The following is an 18,225-nucleotide window of genomic DNA, read 5'->3' as shown; positions in this document are numbered from 1 at the left end:
GTGCGTCATCGGTTTGCCGGACAATTGTGCGGTTGCCGATGGAGCGGGTAAAAATTCCCCTTCGGACAGTTCTGTGCATGACCGCCATTCCCGAAAACAAAGCCTTGCCCGAAACCGCGCCGGCGGCGCGGCAAGCCCGGCGGGTGGCGCTGATCGTCGCCGTCGCCTTCTTCATGCAGCTTCTGGATTCGACCATCATCTCGACATCGCTGCCGCAGATGGGAGAATCCTTCGGCGTGCCGGCGGTGGCGATGAGCATCGGCATCACCGTCTATATGCTGACCATGGCGGTGTTCGTGCCGCTGTCCGGCTGGCTTGCCGACCGTTTTGGCGCGCGCAACATCTTCCTCGTGGCGATCGCCCTGTTCACATTGGCCTCGCTCGTTTGCGGCATCTCACAGAACCTGGCCGAGTTCGTCGCCGCACGCGCGGTTCAGGGCCTGGGCAGCGCGCTGATGACGCCGGTCGGCCGCATCCTGGTGCTGCGCAACGCGCCGAAATCCGAGCTTCTCAACGCCACGGCGCTGATCACCTGGCCGGCGCTGTTTGCGCCGGTGGTCGGGCCGGTGCTTGGCGGCTTCATCACCACTTATCTCTCCTGGCACTGGAATTTCTTCATCAACATCCCGCTTGGCGTTGCCGGTTTGGCACTGGTCGCCCGCTTCATTCCCGGCGACCGCGAAGCCGGAGCCAAGCCGCTCGACTGGCCGGGCTTCCTGCTGACCTCGGTGGGGCTCGCCGCGATGCTCTATGGCCTCGAGCGCATCGCGCATCCGGAAGAGGGTGTGTTGCCGACCGTGGCACTGCTCGGCACGGGCATTTTGGTCGGCTGGCTGGCGGTGCGGCATCTGCAACGCGCCAACCATCCGCTGCTCGACCTCACAGCTTTCAAGGTGCAGACCTTTGCCATCTCGACGCTTTCGGCCGGCACGATCTTCCGCATCGCCATCAACGCCACGCCATTCCTGCTGCCGCTTTTGTTCCAGGTCGGCTTCGGCCTGAGCCCGGTCGATGCGGGCATGATGATCCTGGCCTATTTCCTCGGCAATCTCGGCATGAAGGCGGTGACGACGCCGATGCTGAGGCGCTTCGGCTTCCGTTCGGTGCTGATCGTCAACGGGGTGATCGCCTCTTTATCGATCATGGCCTGCGCGGCGCTTTCGCCGCAGACGCCGCAAGCGTTGGTGGTGGTGCTGATGCTGATCGCCGGCCTTTCGCGCTCGATGCAGTTCACCGCGCTCAACACACTGGCCTTCGCCGATGTGGCCTCACCGCAGCGCAGCTCGGCGGCGACGTTGTCCAGCATGCTGCAGCAGATGGCGATGCTGTTCGGCGTAGCGGTCGCCGCGGCACTGCTCAACCTGTCGCAGATCGCCAGGGGCGCTGCGGCGCTCGATCTCGTCGACTTCCGACTTGCCTTCGTGGCGATCGGCGCAATCGGGCTCGTCGCCTCGTGTCGCTTCCTGGCATTGCCGAAGGCTGCCGGCGCCGAGGTCTCGGGCCATGTTTTGCGGATTTGACGCAGGAATCCAGCGGCAATCGCGGACATAAATTATGCCTGCTTCGCTCGTTCCGGAGCAAACCTTTGCCGGCGGTCCGATCGGCGCGATCAATTGCAAAACAGCTTGAGTTCCCGGCATTGCGCCAGCCTCGCCAATCGGTTTGTCCAACTGCGGAATTTCCTCGCAAGCCGGCCGGCAATGCGCGGATTCATTTGACGAATTGGTCTTGAGCCGATTAGCTTTCGTTCCGATGGCCGCAGAGGGAGCAGGGCGTAGCCATCGCGGGTGAAAGCGGGCAATGAACGCGACCGGCTGGCTAAACTGGAGAAGCCTGAACCAGGAGGGCATTGTCTTTGCCATCGCGGTTGTGCTGTTCATTGCCGCCGCCATCGGACTGCCTGGGTTTATCAATTCGAACAATCTCGTTGCCATCGTGCGCTCGGTCTCGGTGCTGGGCATATTGGCGCTCGGCATGGCGGTCGTCATCATCGGCAGGGGCATCGATCTCTCGGCGGTGGCGATCATGGCGATGTCGGTCGCGTGGTATCTGCAACTGCTGAATTCGGGGATGCCCGACGGGCTGGCCTTCGCCTACGTGCTCGCCGGTGTTCTCGCCATCGGGCTGTTGAACGGAATCCTGGTCGCCTACGCCGAGGTCCCGGCGATCTTCGTGACGCTGGCGACCGCGTCCTTCGTCTTCGGCTATGTGCGTTCACAACTGATCACGCAGGACGCCGTGCCGGTGCCGCCCGGCCATTGGGTCGAGCTTCTGGGCGGGCTGCGTCTCCTCGACATCCCGGTCGAGGTGTTTGTCTTCGCCGGGCTGGCTTTCGCCTTCTTCCTGTTCCTGCGCTACACCAAATGGGGCCGCTACGTCTATTTCGCCGGCGACAACCCGGTCGCGGCGCGCAATATCGGCATTCCAGTGCGCCCGATGCTGGTGCTGCGCTACGTGCTGTCGGCCCTGGTCTCGCTGGTGGCCGGCCTGCTCACTGCGGCCAGCCTGCATTCGATCAACACCCGCATCGTCAATTCCACGCTGCTCTACGACATCGTGCTGGTTGCGGTGATCGGCGGCATCGGTCTGTCTGGCGGGCGGGGCGGGGTGCGCAACGTGCTGGTGGGTGCCGCGCTGATCGGCATCCTGCTCAACGCCATGACCATCATCGACATTCCGCTGCTCTATCAGAACCTGATCAAGGCCGCGATCCTGCTGGCGGCGATCATCGTCGACGGGTTCATCAATCCGCGCGACGAGCAGACCGCGCAGCAAGGCGACATTTAAACTGACGCGAACGGTTGGGGCCGGCCGCGAACGACATACCAAACCAGAGGATGTGACATGAAAATCATCAGGACATTTATGGCTGCCGCGGCAGCGCTTGCCGTCTCCGCCTTCGTAGCGCCGGGCTTCGCTGCAGAAGATCCGGGTCCGGCCGCCTATTCGCAAGCGCTCAAGGGCAAGCGTGTGATGCTGGTGCCGATGGCGATGGGCTTCGACCTGGCACAGGGCTGGGCGCATTACCTGAAGACGGAGGTCGAGGCCTGGGGTGGCGTGTTCGAGACGCGTGACCCGAACTGGGTGGTCGATGCCGGCGCGCAGGCGATAACCGACGCAATCTCGTCGGACGCCAGGCCGGACGTGCTGATCATCCATTCGCCGGACCTCAATTCCTATGCCAAGCTGATGAAGAAGGCGCAGGCGGCCGGCACCTATGTGCTTTTGGTCGACAATCCGGCGAACTTCCCGGCCGATGCCTTTGTCGGCAGCGACTGGGATCGCCTCGGCCAGCTGGAAGCCGAAGCGGCGATCAAGGGTTGTGGGCCGAACTCCTCCAAGAAGATCGGGCTGGTGCAGGGCGACCAGGCCAACTCATCGAGCCTCTACCAGTATGCCGGCATCATGAAGGTGCTGGACAAGAACCCCGACTTCAAGGTCGTGGCCAAGCCGGACTCCAACTGGGATGCGACGACCTCGCGCAACGTGACGACGACAATGCTGCAGCAGAACCCCGACATCTGCGCCATCATCGATTTCTGGGATGGTGACGCGACCGGCGCATCGGCTGCGATCCGCGATGCCAAGCTCGAGGGCAAGGTGTTCCTGGTCACCACCGGTGGCGGCGAGAAAACCGCCGACTGCGACAAGCTGCAGGACGGCACCTATGGCGCGGTGGTGATGACCGACCTTGCCCGCCAGTCGGGTGACATGAACGCCGTCATAAAATTCCTGTTGCAGAGCGGCCAGCCGGCCGGCACCTCGCACACCTATATCTACACGCTGGAGAAGGCGACGACCAAGGCCGACCTCAAGCCGGACAGCTGCTGGGACTTGAAAGCACTGCAAGCCCAAGCTGCGGCCAAGTAGGCCGGCTTTCCTGAGCTTCGCGCTGCCCCTCATCCGCCTGCCGGCACCTTCTCCCCGTATAGTGACGGTGAGAAGGGATACGCTCCAACGCTGGCGACCCCCTCTCCCCGTCTCTATACGGGGAGAGGGTAAGGGTGAGGGGCAGCGCAAACCTGAGGCGATTGTTCTGCGGATAGCCCGGCCCCTTTTTCCCTTTTCTCTCGAATAGCAGCAACCGATGTCCTTTCGCGAACGCCTCCAGTCCTGGCGCTACAATCTCGTGCCCGACCATCTCGTCGGCGAGATATTGAGCAAACGCTGGACCGACAACGCCATTCCCTTCCTGGCGCTGGTGGCGACGCTCGGCGTGTTCGGTTCGATCATTCCCGGCTTCTTCAAGCCGATGTCGCTACAGGAATCGACCCGCCAGCTCGGCGAGTTCTCGCTGGTCGTCACCGGCATGACGGTGGTCATGCTTGGCGGCGGCATCGACCTTTCGGTCGGCTCGATCTTCGCGCTGTCCTGCTTTTCCGCCGTCTTCGTCTTCTTCATCCTCGAACAATCGGTGTGGCTGGCGCTGGCCGCCTCGATCGCCACCGGCCTGCTGTTCGGCGCGATCAACGGTTACCTGATCGGCTATTTCAGGCTGCGCGCTTTCCTGACGACACTGGTCACCTTTATCTTCGGGCGGGCGCTGTTCGACATACTGGTCACCACCTATGCCGCCGACGTCCAGCTTTCCGATGCCACATCGGATGTGCTGGACTTCATCGGCGACGATACCTTCTGGGGCCTGTCGGTTGCGGTGTGGGCGGCGATTATCCTAGCCATCATTACCCACGTCGCGCTGACGCGCTCGCGGCCCGGCTGGCATGTGCAGGCGGTAGGCGGGTCGCGGCGCTCGGCCCACAATGCCGGCATCCGCGTGCGCCGCACCGTGTTCATGACTTATGTGTTCTCCGGCTTCTGCGCCTCGCTCGGCGGCTTCCTCATCGCTTGCCGGCTGAGCGGGGCAGGGCCGGGCACAGGCCTCAACCTCGAGGTCATGGCGCTGACAGCGGCGGTCGTCGGCGGCGTCAGCCTGGGCGGCGGCCGCGGTTCGGTGATCAAGGGGCTGATGGGCGCGATCATCGTGCTGACCATGACCAACGGGCTGATCCGGCTGGGCTATGGCACCGGCACCAACCAGATGGTGCTGGGCATCATGCTGGCCGTCGCCGTCACCATCGACATTCGCTGGCTGAAGAACCGCCACAAGGTTCTGGACGAGGTCTATGTCGCACCGGTCTATCTGAAAATGGGCGCAACGCAGTCGGCCGCACCGGGCTCCGGCACGCCTTACGAGCTCGACAACCGGCTGTCTGGGGCTGACCATATCGGGCTCGGCGAGCTGGAAGGGCCGGAAGACGTCATCCTCGACCGCGACGACAATCTCTATTGCGGCACCAGGCATGGCGAGATCGTCCGCTTCTTCGCGCCGGACTACAAACGTTCGGAGGTCTTTGCGCATATTGGCGGCTTTCCGCTCGGCCTGGCCTTCGACAAGACAGGCAATCTGATCAGCTGCGTCGGCGCGATGGGCCTCTATTCGGTCTCACCGGAGCGGGAGGTGAAGCGGCTTTCGGCGGAAACGTCGCGCTCCTGGACCTCGATCGTCGACGATGCGCGGCTGCGCGACCCAAATGATTGCGACATCGCGCCGGACGGCCGCATCTACTTCACCGATTCCACCAAGCGCTATGACGCGCACGACTGGGCGCTGGACTCGATCGAGAACCGCGCCACCGGGCGGCTGCTCGTCTATGATCCGACGGACGGTTCGACCAAGACATTGCTCGACGGCTACCGTTACACCAACGGCGTGTGCATGGCGCATGACGGCAAGTCGCTGTTCTTCGCCGAAAGCTGGGCCTGCCGCGTGCACCGCTACTGGCTGGAAGGGCCGAAGGCGGGCGTTGCCGAATGCGTCATCCGCGACATGCCTGGCTACCCCGACAACATCAACCGAGCGTCAGACGGCAATTACTGGATGGCCTGGCTCGGCATGCGCACGCCGAGCTTCGACCTGTCGCTGCGCCATCCCGACATGCGCAAGCGCATGACGCGCCGGCTGCCGCAGGACGAATGGCTGTTCCCCAACATCAACACCGGTGGCGTGGTGAAATTCAACGAGAAGGGCGGCATCGTCGAGGCGATGGGCGACCTGTCGGGCGCCGCGCATCCGATGGTGACTTCGATGCGCGAGCACAAGGGTTTTCTGTTCGTCGGCGGCATCCTCAACAACCGCATCGGCCGCTACCGGATTGCCGACGCCGACCCGAACTGGACCAGCCCCGCTTCCTACTGGGGTGCCAAGCCATGATGCTGGACCCGATCCTCGACATCTTCCGCGGCAAGGCAGTGACCATCCCGCCGCTCGACGGTGCCTTCAGGCCGAACACGCTGCTGGACGATGTTGCGGCCTTCGCCGAACTGCCCGAGCCCGACAATCTGCTGGTCGCCGACGGCCGGCTGCTGGCGTCCAGCGGCAATGCCCTCTACGCGCTCGCCGCCGGTGGCGCGCCTGTTCTGGTCGAGACATTTCCGGCCGCCGTCACCGCGCTCGCGCGCTCGCCCGCCGGCGAACTGACGGTCGGGCTCGAAAGCGGCAGGCTGCTGATTGCAGGCAACGAGGCCGCCCTGCCGGCCGAGATCCGCTGCATAACAGCACTCGCCTACGCGGAAGACGGCACGCTTTGGCTGGCCAATGGCTCGGCCGAACACGTGCCGTCGGAATGGGCCGCCGATCTGATGAAGAAGGGTGCGTCGGGTTCGCTGTGGAAGCGCGATCCGGCAGGCAGCGAATTCCGCAAGCTCGCCGGTGACATCGCCTTTCCCTATGGGCTGCATCCAACCGGCAAGGACGTGCTGGTCGGCGAGAGCTGGCGGCACCAACTCGTCCGCTTCGACGGCGCGACAGGCAGCCGCTCGACGGTGCTGGCGCATCTGCCCGGCTATCCCGCGCGGCTATCGCCCGCCGCCGATGGCGGTGCCTGGCTGGCGCTGTTTGCGCCCCGCAACCGTCTGATCGAATTCGTGCTGCAGGAAACGCACTATCGGAACGACATGCTGGCGCAAGTGTCTCCGCAACACTGGATCGCGCCGGCACTCGCCTCCAACCGCAGCTTCCTCGAGCCGCTGCAATGCGGCGGCATCCGCACTATGGGCATCCACAAGCCGTGGTCGCCGAGCCGCTCCTACGGGCTGGTGGTCAGGCTCGATCGGGAGATGCGGCCGCAATTCAGCCTGCACAGCCGCGCCAACGGCACGCGCCACGGCATCTGCAGCGTGGCGGAGACAGACGGTCGCCTGTTCATCGCCTCGAAAGGCGGCGATTGCCTGCTGGCCATCGATCTGACTTCAGGAGGGCATCGCTGATGGAACCGATCGTCCGCCTGGAGAACGTGACCAAGACCTATCGCGGTGTTCCCGCAGTGAAGAATGTCAGCTTCGAGCTGCGCAAGGGCGAGATCCACGCGCTGCTCGGCGAGAATGGTGCTGGAAAATCGACGCTGACCAAGATCATCGCCGGCGTTGTCGACGCGACATCGGGAACGATGTTCCACAAGGGTCAGGAGATCGCCTACGCCTCGCCGCATGCGGCACTTGAAGCCGGCATCGCCATGGTGTTCCAGGAAACCAGCCTGGTGCCGTCGATGACGGTGGCGCAGAACCTCTACCTCGGCACGGAGCGCTTTCTCAACCGGCTGCGCGGCACCTATATCTCGGCGCAGCAGTTCCTGCAGTCGCTGAATTTTCCCGTCGACCCCAATGCCATGGTAGCGACGCTGGGCGCGGCCAAGCGGCAGATGGTCGAGATCGCGCGCGCAGTCCACCACAATGCCGAGATCATCATCTTCGACGAGCCGACGGCGACGCTGACGCCAGAGGAAAAGCGGCACTTCTTCGCGCTGATCCGCCGGCTTAAGGCAAGGGGCGTGTCGATCGTCTTCATCAGCCATGCGCTCGAGGAGGCGCTTGATATCGCCGACCGCATCACCATCCTGCGCGACGGCGAGCTGGTGATCACCGACGATACCGCCGCTTTCGATCGCGACAGGATCGTCGCGGCGATGGTCGGGCGCACGCTTTCGGGGCAGCTCTACAGCCAGCGCGACGAGACCAGGCTGCGCAAGGCCGGCAAGAAGGTGCTGTCGGTGCAGGACATCTCGATGAGCAATGTCGTGCGCAACAATTCCTTCTCGATCTTCGAGGGCCAGATCACCGGCGTCTTCGGGCTGATCGGCTCAGGCCGCACCGAGACATTCAAGATCGTCTCCGGCATCTACAAGCGCGATTTCCTGCGCGGCGGCACCATCGAGCTGGACGACCGGCCGGTGCGCTATCTCGTGCCGAGCGAGGCGGTGGCGGACGGCATCGTCTATGTCACCGAAGATCGCAAGAGCGAGGGGATTTTCGAGACGATGGACGTCGCCGAGAACCTGTTCGGCGGCTTTTTGGCGGCGGGGCGGGAAAAGAGCTGGGTCATCAACGCGCAGGAGATGCGGGCGCTGTCTGCCGAATGGACCAGGACGCTGAACGTCAAGGCGATCAACGATAATGCGCGCGTGATCGAGCTTTCCGGAGGCAACCAGCAGAAGGTGGTGATCGGCAAGGGGCTGGTGCAGAAGCCGCGCATCGTCATCTTCGACGAGCCGACGCGCGGCGTCGATGTCGGCGCCATCGCCGAAATCCACCAGATCATCAACCGCCTGGCCGACGAGGGCCTCGCCGTCGTCGTCATCTCGTCCTACCTGCCGGAGATCATGAACCTGTCCGACCGCATCCTGGTCTGCCGGCAAGGCCGCATCGTCGAGGAGTTCTCGCCGGTGGAAGCGACGGAGGAGAAGATCATGTACGCGGCGGTGCATTAGGTTCCCGGGCGCGGAAGGTCGACATTTGGACGGTTTTGCGCCGGCGGATCGTACACTTTGGAGATTGGCCGAGGCGCCCGTCGTTTCGTCATCCCAGGGTCTCCGCGACGGAGCTTCGCTCCTGCTTCGCCCAGGGATGACGAAGGTGAGGGGCCTCGGCCAGCCTTACGGTCTTGCCTCAGCGCGTCAATTGCTGATTCATCCAAGGCGGTTAGCCGCCTTTTCTCCCGACCTGATTCAACGACCTCGCATAACGATCCAAACGAAAGGACCAAGCCATGGCCACGACGAAACTTCTGAGCGATGCCGAGGTGGAAAAAATCCCGGCGGTCAAGGCGGTATTCGACGACATCCGCGCGACGCGCAAATCCGACTTCGTCAACAATTTCTGGCGCGGGCTGGCCAATGATCCGGCGTCGCTGAAGCGGGTCTGGGAACAGCTCAAGGCGGTGATGGTCGCCGACAGCGCCATCGATCCGCTGACCAAGGAGATGATCTACATCGCCGTCTCGACCGCCAATGGCTGCTCCTATTGCGTCCATTCGCATACGGCTGCCGCCCGCGCCAAGGGCATGACCGACGCGCAGCATGGCGAGCTGGTCTCGATCATCGGGCTGGCCGGGCAGACCAACCAGATGGTCACCGCGCTGCAGATCCCGGTCGATCCGCAGTTCGAGGTCAAGTGAGGTGAGGCGCGGCGCGGCGCCTTCCCTTCTCCCCTTGTGGGAGAAGGTGGCCGAGCGAAGCTCGGTCGGATGAGGGGTGCTGGACGGATCGCGGCCTTGGAGACGTAAGTGCTTCAAATCGCTGGGATTTTCTCCGCCGAGTTTCTTCCAGCACCCCTCATCCGTCTCGGCGCTACGCGCCGATCCACCTTCTCCCACAAGGGGAGAAGGGATGCGCGCTACACCGGCCGATATACCTTCTCCGCCGTGTTCCAGAAAATATCGGCCTCGGCGGCCGCGCCGTGTTTCGCCACCGCCTCCCGGTGCGCCCTGATCAGCTCGGCATGGCTGGTCCACAGCTTCTCGATCGGGAAGTTCGAGCCGAACATCAGGTGGCCGCTGCCGAGGATGTCGATGGCGTTGTCGACGATATAGGCGATCAGCGCCGGGTCGTTGTGGTGGACGAAGGTGCCGAGGCCGGACAGCTTTGCATAGAGGTTGGGCGCCGCTGACAGCGTGCGCAGGCCTGCCTTCCAGGCCTCGGTGGTTTCGGGCTCCATGTCGGTCAGCATGCCGGCGTGGGTGAGAATGAAATTGGTCTCGGGGTTCTCGCCGACGAGCGTCAGCCCATCCTTCATCTGGGCGGGGAAAAGCTGCAGGTCGAAGGACAGGCCGTAATGCTTGAGCCGCGCGACATTGGCCCGCACTTTGGGGTCGATGACCTGATCGGCCGAGGCGGCGAAGCGGAAGGCCGACGTTTGGTGCCAGTGCAGCTGCATGCGCACGCCGCGCAGCAGCGGGTATTTGATCAGCCGGTCGATCTGGGAACGCACGTCGTCCACGGTCATGTCGGCATAGCCGACGATGGCGTGCGGCCAGCCGGTTTCTTCCGCGGTCTTCTGCACGAACGCGACCTCGTTCTCGAAATCCTCCTTGGCCCAGTTGGTCTGGACATAGACCGCCTTCTCGACGCCCGAGCCTTGCTGGTCGGCGAGGAATTCCTCGATCGGATAATCGCGGCGGATCGGCTCGTAAGGGCCAAAGATGCGCGGCACCATCGGTCCGACCAGCCAGGGCTGGTCCTCTCGGCGCCAGATGTGGAAATGCGCGTCGATCGCTTTCTGCATCACAAAACCCTTTTCCAGATTGCCGCGGCCGCCGGGGCTGGGCGGGCGAGCGACAGGATGAAATCGGTGAGGCCGGCGATCGAGGAGCCGTCGACCAGATCGTCGAGCACCGGCAGGATGGTGCGAAGTGCTGCCGTGGCCGGCCGAAAACGCGGATCGCCGGCCAATGGCGTCGCCAGCGAAAGCCGAAAGGCGCGGGCGCTCAGCCGGCGTATCGCGGTCTCCAGCTCGGTATGGTCGCCGCGCTCCAGCGCATCCGACAGGATGACGATTGCCGCCCCGCGCGCAAAGGCGGAGAAGCGCGGCACCGATAGAAACGCGAGCAGCGTCGGTCCCATACGGGTGCCGCCGTCCCAGTCGTCGACCTGGGCAGCGGCGCGGGCCAGCGCCTGATTGCGGTCGCGAATGCGCAGCGCCGAGGTGATACGGGTCAGCCGTGTGCCGAAAGTGAAGACCTCCGCCCGGTCGGCGCCTTGCACCGCCGCGTGCGCCAGCTTGAGATAGTCCGATGTGTAGAGCTTCATCGAGCCGGACACGTCGATCAGCATGAGAAGCTTGCGCGGCACTGTCTGCCGCCGGCGCAGCAGCGGCGAGGGGATATCGCCGTCGGCACTGACGATCTCCCTAAGCGAACGGCGCAGATCGAGCTTGCCGCGCGCATGCGTGCGTACGGTGCGGAAGGAGCGGCGCGCGGGCAAAGCGGTGGCGAGCTTGCGGCGGAAGGCGGCAAGCCCGTCGCTGTCGCGATGGAACTCGCGGACGCTCAACTGTTCGCTTGCCGAAGACAGTTCGCCGCCTTCCTCTTGGCGGAGCACTTCGATTTCCTCTTCGCTCGTTGCACCATCGTCCTTGATGGGGGTTTCCTCGTCGGCCTCGCCTTCGACCAGCGCCGCGGCGTCCCCATAGAAATGGCTCCGGAAATGCGCCTCGAATTCGTCGCGGCGGTCGGGCGGCGGCGCCAGCGTGGCGAGGGCGGCCTCGCGGATGTCGGCCATCGAGCGGGGCCCGAGCAGGGTTACGGCCTGCATGAAACCGGAGACCTGTTCGGGCGCCACCGGGAAGCCGTAGCGGCGCAGCAGCCGGCCGAAGCCGAGGAACGGCGTGGTCGCACGGGGCAAACTTTCCGGACGCATCATTCCTTCGCGCCCCCCTCTGTCCTGCCGGACATCTCCCCCTCAAGGGGGGAGATCAGACATCTCGCCGGCTTTCGCCAATCTTCAACGTTGCAGAATTGAGCGGAGCGCCCAAGCTGCCAATCTCCCCCCTTGAGGGGGAGATGTCCGGCAGGACAGAGGGGGGCGCTGTCCCGCCAGCGTCGCGCACTAGCCCTGGGGTATCGCGCTAGCGCGCTTCGATCGTGCATCACGCCAGCGCCTCCTCGACAATCTTGCCGAGCTCCGGCGCGATGCAGGATAGATCCTCCTCGTCTTTGATCAGCACGCCGATGGCGCGGCGGAAGGCTTCCGGCCAGGGGCTGCCGCCCTTTTCGAGGATGGTGGCGGCGTTGGCCCATTCGACCGACTCGGCGATTCCTGGCGGCTTGGCCAGCGGACGCGCGCGGATGTCGCGCACGGCGGAAGCCACGGCGCGGGCCGTGGCCTCGGCGACGTCGCCGGCGCGCAGCATGATGATCTCGGCCTCGCGAATGGCGTCGGGATAGGTGATCCAGTGATAGACGCAGCGCCGCCGCAGCGCTTCTGCCAGTTCACGGGTGCGGTTCGAGGTCAGGATGACGATCGGCTGCGCCGTCGCGCGAATGGTGCCGCGCTCGGGAATGCTGATCTGGAAATCGGACAGGAACTCCAGCAGCAGCGCTTCGAATTCATGGTCGGAACGGTCGATTTCGTCGACCAGCAGCACGCGCTTTTCCGGCGCCTTCAGCACCTGCAGCAGCGGCCGCGCGATCAGGAAACGGTCGTCATAGATGTCGACCTCGTGCTCGCCGGCATGGCGGATGGCGAGCAGCTGGCGCTGGTAGTTCCACTCGTATAGCGCATGTGCGGCGTCGATGCCTTCATAGCATTGCAGCCGCACCAGATCGCGCCCGAGCAGTTCGGCTATCGCCTTCGCCGCTTCGGTCTTGCCGACGCCGGGCGCGCCTTCGAGCAGCAGCGGCTTACCCAGCCTGATTGCCAGGAAGATTGCGGTGGCCAGGCTTTCATCGGCGAGATAGCGCGAGGTGGCGAGCCGGGACGCCACCGCCTCCGGCGAGGTCGCGACTGTCTCTGCGCTTGAAGTCCGGGCGCTTCTCTTGGGCATTTCCGGCACTCAGTTCGGGGCTTGCGCCTTCAGCGCCCGCAGAATGCGCTCCGGCGTGATCGGCAGTGTATCGATGCGCACACCGACGGCGTCGAAGACGGCATTGGCGACCGCCGGGATCTGCGGGTTGGCGCACATTTCGCCCGGCCCCTTGGCGCCATACGGCCCGTCCGCCGAGGGCCTCTCCAGCACGATGATATCGGTTTGAGCGAGATCCCCAGGACCCGGCATCAGATATTGGTTGAAGTCGGTGCCGCCATGGTCGCGATTGGGATAATAGGGTTCGGTCGTTTCGTAGAGCGCATGGCTGATGCCCATCCACGAGCCTCCGACGAGCTGCTGCTCGACCATTTTCGGGTTCAGCGCGCGGCCGATCTCAAAGACGTTCTTCACGGTCAGCACGGTGACCTCGCCGGTCTCGTCGTCGACCTCGACCTCGGCAACCGTGCAGGCGTGGGCGTAGCAGGTCGACGGCTTCATCGCGCCGGTTTCCCTTTCCGGATAGGAGCGCGGGATCAAAAACATGCCGCGGCCGGAAATCGAACGGCCGCGCTTGAAATGCGCCGACAGCGCGACATCGAAGATCGAGATCGATTTCTGCGGCGCGCCCTTGACCAGGATGTTGCCCTGGCCGTCGGTCTCAAGGTCGGACGCATTCACCTCCAGCTCCTCGGCCGCCACTTCCAGCATCACCTGGCGGGCTTCCCTGGCCGCCTGGATAACCGCATTGCCGGCGCGGTGCGTGCCGCGCGAGGCGAAGGTGCCCATGCAATGCGGGCCGGTGTCGGTGTCGGCGGTGTCGACGACGACGCGGTCGGTCGGCACGCCGATCGTCTCGGCGCAGATCTGCGCCATGATCTGCTTCATGCCCTGGCCGAGATCGACGCTCGACAGCGTCACCATGAAATTGCCGGTCGGCGTCGAATGGACCAGCGCCTGGGTCGGGTCGCCGCCGAGATTCATGCCGGTCGGATAGTTGATCGCGGCGACGCCGCGTCCGCGCCTGATCGCCATCTCAAGCTCCCTTCGCGTAAGACGACATCGCCATGAATTTTTCCGCTACCGGCCAGTTGGCGGCGCGCGAGGCTTCCTGCATGCACTCGATCAGCGCAGCACCCTCGGTCGGCTGCCGATGTGCTTTCATGTCGCCATCGCGATAGGCGTTGATGAAACGGAATTCGAGCGGGTCCATGCCGATCAGCCGGGCGAGCTTGTCCATCTGCACTTCCAGCGCGAAATCGCCAATGGTGACGCCGAAGCCGCGCATCGCCGAGGACGGGGTGCGGTTGGTGTAGACGCAGTAGGTGTCGATCCAGACGTTCGGGATCGTATAGGGGCCGGGATAATGGCCGGCGCCCTTCTGCGCGCCGTAGGGCGAATGGCGCGAATAGGCGCCGGCGTCGGTGTAGCCGTTCACTTTGCGCGCGACGATGCGGCCGTCGTTCATGACGCCGTCCTTGATGACGACTTTCTCGGCGGCGCGCGGCGAGGAAATCTGCATCTCTTCCTCGCGGCTGTAGATAAAACAGACCGGTCGTCCTGTTATTTTGGCGCCAAGGATGGCGATCGGCTCGACGATGACGTCGACCTTGCCGCCAAAGCCGCCGCCGACAGTGCCGCCGACGAAATGCAGCTTGTTGCCGGGCATCTGCAGGATGATCGAGGCGTTATCGAGGGTGAAGAACATCGCCTGCGTGTTGGTGTAGCAGGTGAAGCGGTCGTTACCCTCGGGTGCGACGATGCAGCCTGTCGTCTCGGTCGGCGCATGCTCGATCGGTGAAGACTGGTAGGTCTGTTCGAGCACGTGGTCGGCTCCTGTAAAGCCTGCCTCGACATCGCCGAAGCGCACCTTGCGGCATTCGCCGCTGTCGTAGAGGTAATAATTCCGGCCGTGATATTCGTTGACGATCGGCGCGCCGGGCTTCAGCGCTTCGTCCATGTCGAAGACGGCCGGCAGCACCTCGTAATCGACCTTGACCTTGGCGGCGGCTTCCTGCGCAGCGCGCTCGGTCTCGGCCAGCACCGCCACCACGGCCTCGCCCTTCCAGCGCACCTTGCCGTCGGCCAGCACCGTCTCGTCCTCCGGCCCGATCTGGATCAGGATCAGGATGGTGTAGACATTGTGCGGCACATCCTTGGCGGTCAGCACCTTGACGACGCCGGGGTGCTTTTCCGCCTCTGACGTATCGATGCTGCGGATGCGGGCGTGATGATGCGGGCTGCGCACCATCTTCAGGTGCAGCATGCCGGGAAAATTGCGGTCGGCGAAATAGGCGGTCTTGCCGGTGACATGGCCGGGCGAATCCGAACGCGGCCGCGGCTGGCCGATCTCGTGCAGATCGTCCTTGCGCTGGTCGGCAAAGTAGCTCTTGCGGAGTTCCATCTTTTTGACTCCCTCAAGCCGCGTTCTGCGAATTGGAGCGCGCGGCGCTCAGCACCGCCTGGATGATCGGTTCGTAGCCGGTGCAGCGGCAAATATTGCCGGACAGTGCCTCGACCACATCCTCGCGGCTGGGGTTCGGCGTGTGATCCAGCAGCACCTTGGCGGCCATGATCATGCCCGGCGTGCAGAAACCGCATTGCGTGGCGAAAGCATCGAGGAAAGCGCGTTGCAGCGGATGCAGCACGCCGCCTTCCGAAAGCCCCGTGGTCGTGGCGATAGTTGCGCCATTGCAGGTCTCGGCCAGCGTCAGGCAGGACAGCCTGAGCTCGCCGTCGATGATGACCGAGCAGGCGCCGCAGGTGCCTTGGTGGCAGCCGCCCTTCGGCGAGGTGTCGCCGATCTTGTCGCGCAACGCATGAAGCAGCGTCGTGCCGCTGTCGATGAACTCGGCTTTCTCCGCACCATTGAGCGTGAACTGAATCGGGACCTTTGCCATCTTTTTACTCCTTGCGCCGCAGCCAGGCGGACATACGCGCCACGGTCTTTCAGGCGAGCAGCAGCCGGCCGAGATGGACCGGCAGGACTTCGTTGCGATACCAGGCGCTGGCGACCGGATCGGTTGGCGGCGAAGTGCCGTCGCGGGCAACAGCCAGTGCCGGTGCGATGCCGTCGCTGGTGAGTTTCCGGCCAATCAAGGCTTTCTCCGCCGCCCTGGCACGGATCGGCCGGTCGGCCGTGCAGCCGAGCGCGATCCGCGCGGACGACACGGTGCCGTCCGGCGCCTGTTCCAGCACGGTGGCGATGCTCAGCACCGAGACGCCCTTTGGCTTGACCCGCGACACTTTCAGGAAGCGAAAGCCGCCTTCCTTCGGAAGCGTGAAGCCAACCGCAGTGACGATGGCGTCATTGCTCTCGCGCTTTGCCAGGAATGTCTCAATCGGCAGCTCGCCGTCGCTGGTGCTGACCGTTGCGCCCAAAGCCAGCAGCGCAACGGTGAAATCACCGTAAGGCGCTGGCGCGAAGAGATTGCCGCCGACCGTTGCCATGTTGCGGATCGCCGGGCCGCCGACGGCGCGCGCGGCGTGGGCCAGCGGGGCGAGATCCGGATGGCGGGCGATCGCCGCCATGGTCACCGAAGCGCCAATGCGGACCTCGTTATCGGAAACGGCGACGGCCGACAGCGCCGGGTCGGTCGACCTGACGAAACCGGAGATCGACACGTCGCCTTCATTGACGGCGCGCACCACCAACGTGCCGCCACCGAGATAGCGGGTGCCGGCGGCTTTCAGCGCCGCGCCGGCGTCCTTCACCGTCGGGAAAGTCTGCAATGCAAGCGTCATGGAACGCTCCCTTTACGCCTGGCTCTGGCCGGCAAAATGGGCCTTCAGGGCGTTGAAGCCGCCCTGAAAGACGTTGGCGCCCATGCCTTCGGCCAATTTATCGGCTTCCTCGGGAGCGGCGTCAAAGCTGGCGGTCCATTCGGCATAGGTGCGGTCGCCGTCCGTCACCCGCCGCAACTGCAGCGTCGACTTATGGTTGGTGAGCGGCTGCGGCGTCTCCAGGATGGCGTAGCTGACGAGGAAATTCTCGTCGGAGAAATCGAGCAGCTTTTCGCGGAGGCGGGCGCCGCTGGCGAGCTGGAAATTGCGCACGCAGCCGATCATGCCGGCATCCTTGCCGTCCTCGATATGGCTTTCGACCATGCGCGGGTGCCAGGTCGGCAGACCGTTGAAGTCGCGTATGCGGGCCCAGACCTTTTCGACCGGTGCGTCGATGACGCTGGAGATGGTGACTTTCGCCATATGATCGTTCCCTTGCACATCAGCTGCTTGGGAGGGTAGGGCGGCAGGCTCGGCGGCGCTTATCAATGCGTCTTGAACGCCTATCAAATAGTCTGAAAAACGGGCGCTCAGCTGATCGCCCGCGCCGCCTCGCGGTAAAGCGTCGGCGGGACGCCGACATGGTCGCGGAAGAAGCGCGAGAAATTGCCTTGCGTGGTGAAGCCGAGATTGCAGGCGACCGAGATCAGCGGCTCCTGCGACCACTGCAACTGCCGCACGGCTTCCTCCATGCGCAGCGTGTTCCAATAGACGTTGGGCGTCAGATTGGTCTGTTCCTTGAACAGCGCGAAGAAATGCGGCCGCGACAGGCCGACGCTGCGCGCCACGTCGTCGAAGCAGATACGCTCGCAGACATTGGCTTTCATCAGCTGGATCGCCTTGCGGACGCGGAAATCCTGCATGGTGCTGACGCGGGTGCGCACGGTCTGCGGTGCGGAGGCATCGGCGGCATCGAGCACGCTGTCGATGAAGCGCTCGATCTCGTAATTGGCGATGTCGTCGATCCTCTCATTGTCGCTGAGATGGTCGAGGAGGTTAGCCGCTGCCTTGTGCAGCCAAGGCTCGAGCGTGATTGCCGGGGCGGAGAACAGCGGCGCGGCGGAAGGCAGCTCGCGGCGTTTCCGTGCCCAGTCCGGATCGATGTAAAAGGCGAGGAACAGGCCGGGCGTGCCGTCGCGGGACAGAGCGTGGCTGTGCGGCTGGAAGGAATTGATGCCGGCGGCGGTGCCCGGTCCAAGCCGTACCGTCTCGCGGCCGATGGTCATCTCGCCGGCGGTGCCTTCCAGCCAGATGATGATATGCGCCTCGACATGGGCGTGGGTGACGAAGTCGCTGGCGACGTTCAGGACAGAAACATGTCCGAACCGGCCCCAGTAGAGCCTGATCGCTTCCGTCATGGGTATATCCTCCCGCAGGCGACTGGCCTCCCTTCGCCTGCTGCGAGCGATTGTGCGGCGCAGTTCGGGCTTGCGTCAAGACGGATGTGCACGTCCGGGCGCCGGCCATGCGCCGCACCGGCGGATTATCAGACCCGGCGATAGGAGCGCGTCCCCTTCTCCCCCTGTGGGAGAAGGTGGATCGGCGCGCTAGAGCGGTTCCTGATTTGACGGAATCGAAGGGGATTCCGGATCAGTCGGTTTTGTGATTCAAGATGCTGGCTGGAGTGGAGGCCAGCATCGGATGACGCGA

The 18,225-nt window shown here is 64.3% G+C and carries 16 protein-coding genes; 7 read left to right on the top strand and 9 right to left on the bottom strand.

What is annotated here, in order from left to right; translation table 11 throughout:
• The first annotated feature begins 77 nt into the window (after window positions 1-77).
• The 7 genes from NKH28_RS27540 (at window position 78) to NKH28_RS27510 (ending at window position 9,448) form a co-directional block, all read left to right on the top strand.
• On the top strand, window positions 78-1,520 hold the full coding sequence (locus NKH28_RS27540) for a DHA2 family efflux MFS transporter permease subunit (protein WP_352819967.1): 1,443 nt from the start codon (window positions 78-80) through the stop codon (window positions 1,518-1,520).
• Between the two features lie 280 nt (window positions 1,521-1,800).
• The gene (locus tag NKH28_RS27535) at window positions 1,801-2,787 is read left to right on the top strand and encodes an ABC transporter permease (RefSeq protein WP_352980873.1); all 987 of its coding nucleotides are present in this window, start codon (window positions 1,801-1,803) and stop codon (window positions 2,785-2,787) included.
• 57 nt (window positions 2,788-2,844) lie between these two features.
• Window positions 2,845-3,870 carry a sugar ABC transporter substrate-binding protein gene (locus NKH28_RS27530; protein WP_352571250.1) on the top strand — a complete coding sequence of 342 codons (1,026 nt, stop codon included), beginning with the start codon at window positions 2,845-2,847 and terminating at the stop codon, window positions 3,868-3,870.
• Window positions 3,871-4,087: 217 nt separating this feature from the next.
• A complete protein-coding gene (locus NKH28_RS27525) occupies window positions 4,088-6,211 on the top strand; it encodes an ABC transporter permease (protein ID WP_352686232.1) in 2,124 nt (707 codons plus the stop codon).
• Window positions 6,208-7,266, top strand: a complete 1,059-nt coding sequence (locus NKH28_RS27520) for a hypothetical protein (RefSeq protein ID WP_352980872.1) — start codon at window positions 6,208-6,210, stop codon at window positions 7,264-7,266. Before NKH28_RS27525 ends, NKH28_RS27520 begins: the two co-directional genes overlap by 4 nt.
• A complete protein-coding gene (locus NKH28_RS27515) occupies window positions 7,266-8,762 on the top strand; it encodes a sugar ABC transporter ATP-binding protein (RefSeq protein WP_352503660.1) in 1,497 nt (498 codons plus the stop codon). Before NKH28_RS27520 ends, NKH28_RS27515 begins: the two co-directional genes overlap by 1 nt.
• Window positions 8,763-9,040: 278 nt before the next feature.
• A complete protein-coding gene (locus NKH28_RS27510) occupies window positions 9,041-9,448 on the top strand; it encodes a carboxymuconolactone decarboxylase family protein (RefSeq protein WP_352503856.1) in 408 nt (135 codons plus the stop codon).
• A 218-nt stretch (window positions 9,449-9,666) separates the two neighbouring features.
• Here NKH28_RS27510 and NKH28_RS27505 read toward each other — a convergent pair whose 3' ends face one another.
• From NKH28_RS27505 to NKH28_RS27465, 9 genes are all read right to left on the bottom strand, one after another.
• Entirely contained in the window at window positions 9,667-10,554 is an 888-nt protein-coding gene (locus NKH28_RS27505) for an amidohydrolase family protein (RefSeq protein WP_352503855.1), read from the bottom strand.
• The gene (locus NKH28_RS27500) at window positions 10,554-11,690 is read right to left on the bottom strand and encodes a vWA domain-containing protein (protein ID WP_352774446.1); all 1,137 of its coding nucleotides are present in this window, start codon (window positions 11,688-11,690) and stop codon (window positions 10,554-10,556) included. Before NKH28_RS27500 ends, NKH28_RS27505 begins: the two co-directional genes overlap by 1 nt.
• A gap of 226 nt (window positions 11,691-11,916) precedes the next feature.
• Window positions 11,917-12,813, bottom strand: a complete 897-nt coding sequence (locus tag NKH28_RS27495) for an AAA family ATPase (protein WP_352980871.1) — start codon at window positions 12,811-12,813, stop codon at window positions 11,917-11,919.
• Between the two features lie 9 nt (window positions 12,814-12,822).
• Window positions 12,823-13,827, bottom strand: coding sequence for a xanthine dehydrogenase family protein molybdopterin-binding subunit (locus tag NKH28_RS27490; RefSeq protein WP_352980870.1), 1,005 nt, complete (start codon window positions 13,825-13,827; stop codon window positions 12,823-12,825).
• A 1-nt stretch (window position 13,828) separates the two neighbouring features.
• Complete coding sequence (locus tag NKH28_RS27485) at window positions 13,829-15,196, bottom strand: xanthine dehydrogenase family protein molybdopterin-binding subunit (RefSeq protein WP_352980869.1); 1,368 nt, start codon at window positions 15,194-15,196, stop codon at window positions 13,829-13,831.
• A gap of 13 nt (window positions 15,197-15,209) precedes the next feature.
• The gene (locus NKH28_RS27480) at window positions 15,210-15,692 is read right to left on the bottom strand and encodes a (2Fe-2S)-binding protein (protein WP_352684799.1); all 483 of its coding nucleotides are present in this window, start codon (window positions 15,690-15,692) and stop codon (window positions 15,210-15,212) included.
• Between the two features lie 49 nt (window positions 15,693-15,741).
• Window positions 15,742-16,536, bottom strand: coding sequence for an FAD binding domain-containing protein (locus NKH28_RS27475; RefSeq protein ID WP_352980868.1), 795 nt, complete (start codon window positions 16,534-16,536; stop codon window positions 15,742-15,744).
• 12 nt (window positions 16,537-16,548) lie between these two features.
• Window positions 16,549-16,998 carry an SRPBCC family protein gene (locus NKH28_RS27470; RefSeq protein WP_352980867.1) on the bottom strand — a complete coding sequence of 150 codons (450 nt, stop codon included), beginning with the start codon at window positions 16,996-16,998 and terminating at the stop codon, window positions 16,549-16,551.
• Between the two features lie 107 nt (window positions 16,999-17,105).
• Window positions 17,106-17,933 (bottom strand): helix-turn-helix domain-containing protein, encoded by an 828-nt coding sequence (locus NKH28_RS27465; protein WP_352980866.1) that lies wholly within the window; start codon window positions 17,931-17,933, stop codon window positions 17,106-17,108.
• Between the last annotated feature and the right edge of the window lie 292 nt (window positions 17,934-18,225).

Source organism: Mesorhizobium sp. M1227 (genome assembly GCF_040318315.1).
In the GTDB taxonomy this organism is placed as follows: Bacteria; Pseudomonadota; Alphaproteobacteria; order Rhizobiales; family Rhizobiaceae; genus Mesorhizobium.
The sequence above is the reverse complement of the archived record's forward strand: the minus strand, read 5'-3'. Positions and strand labels throughout refer to the sequence as shown.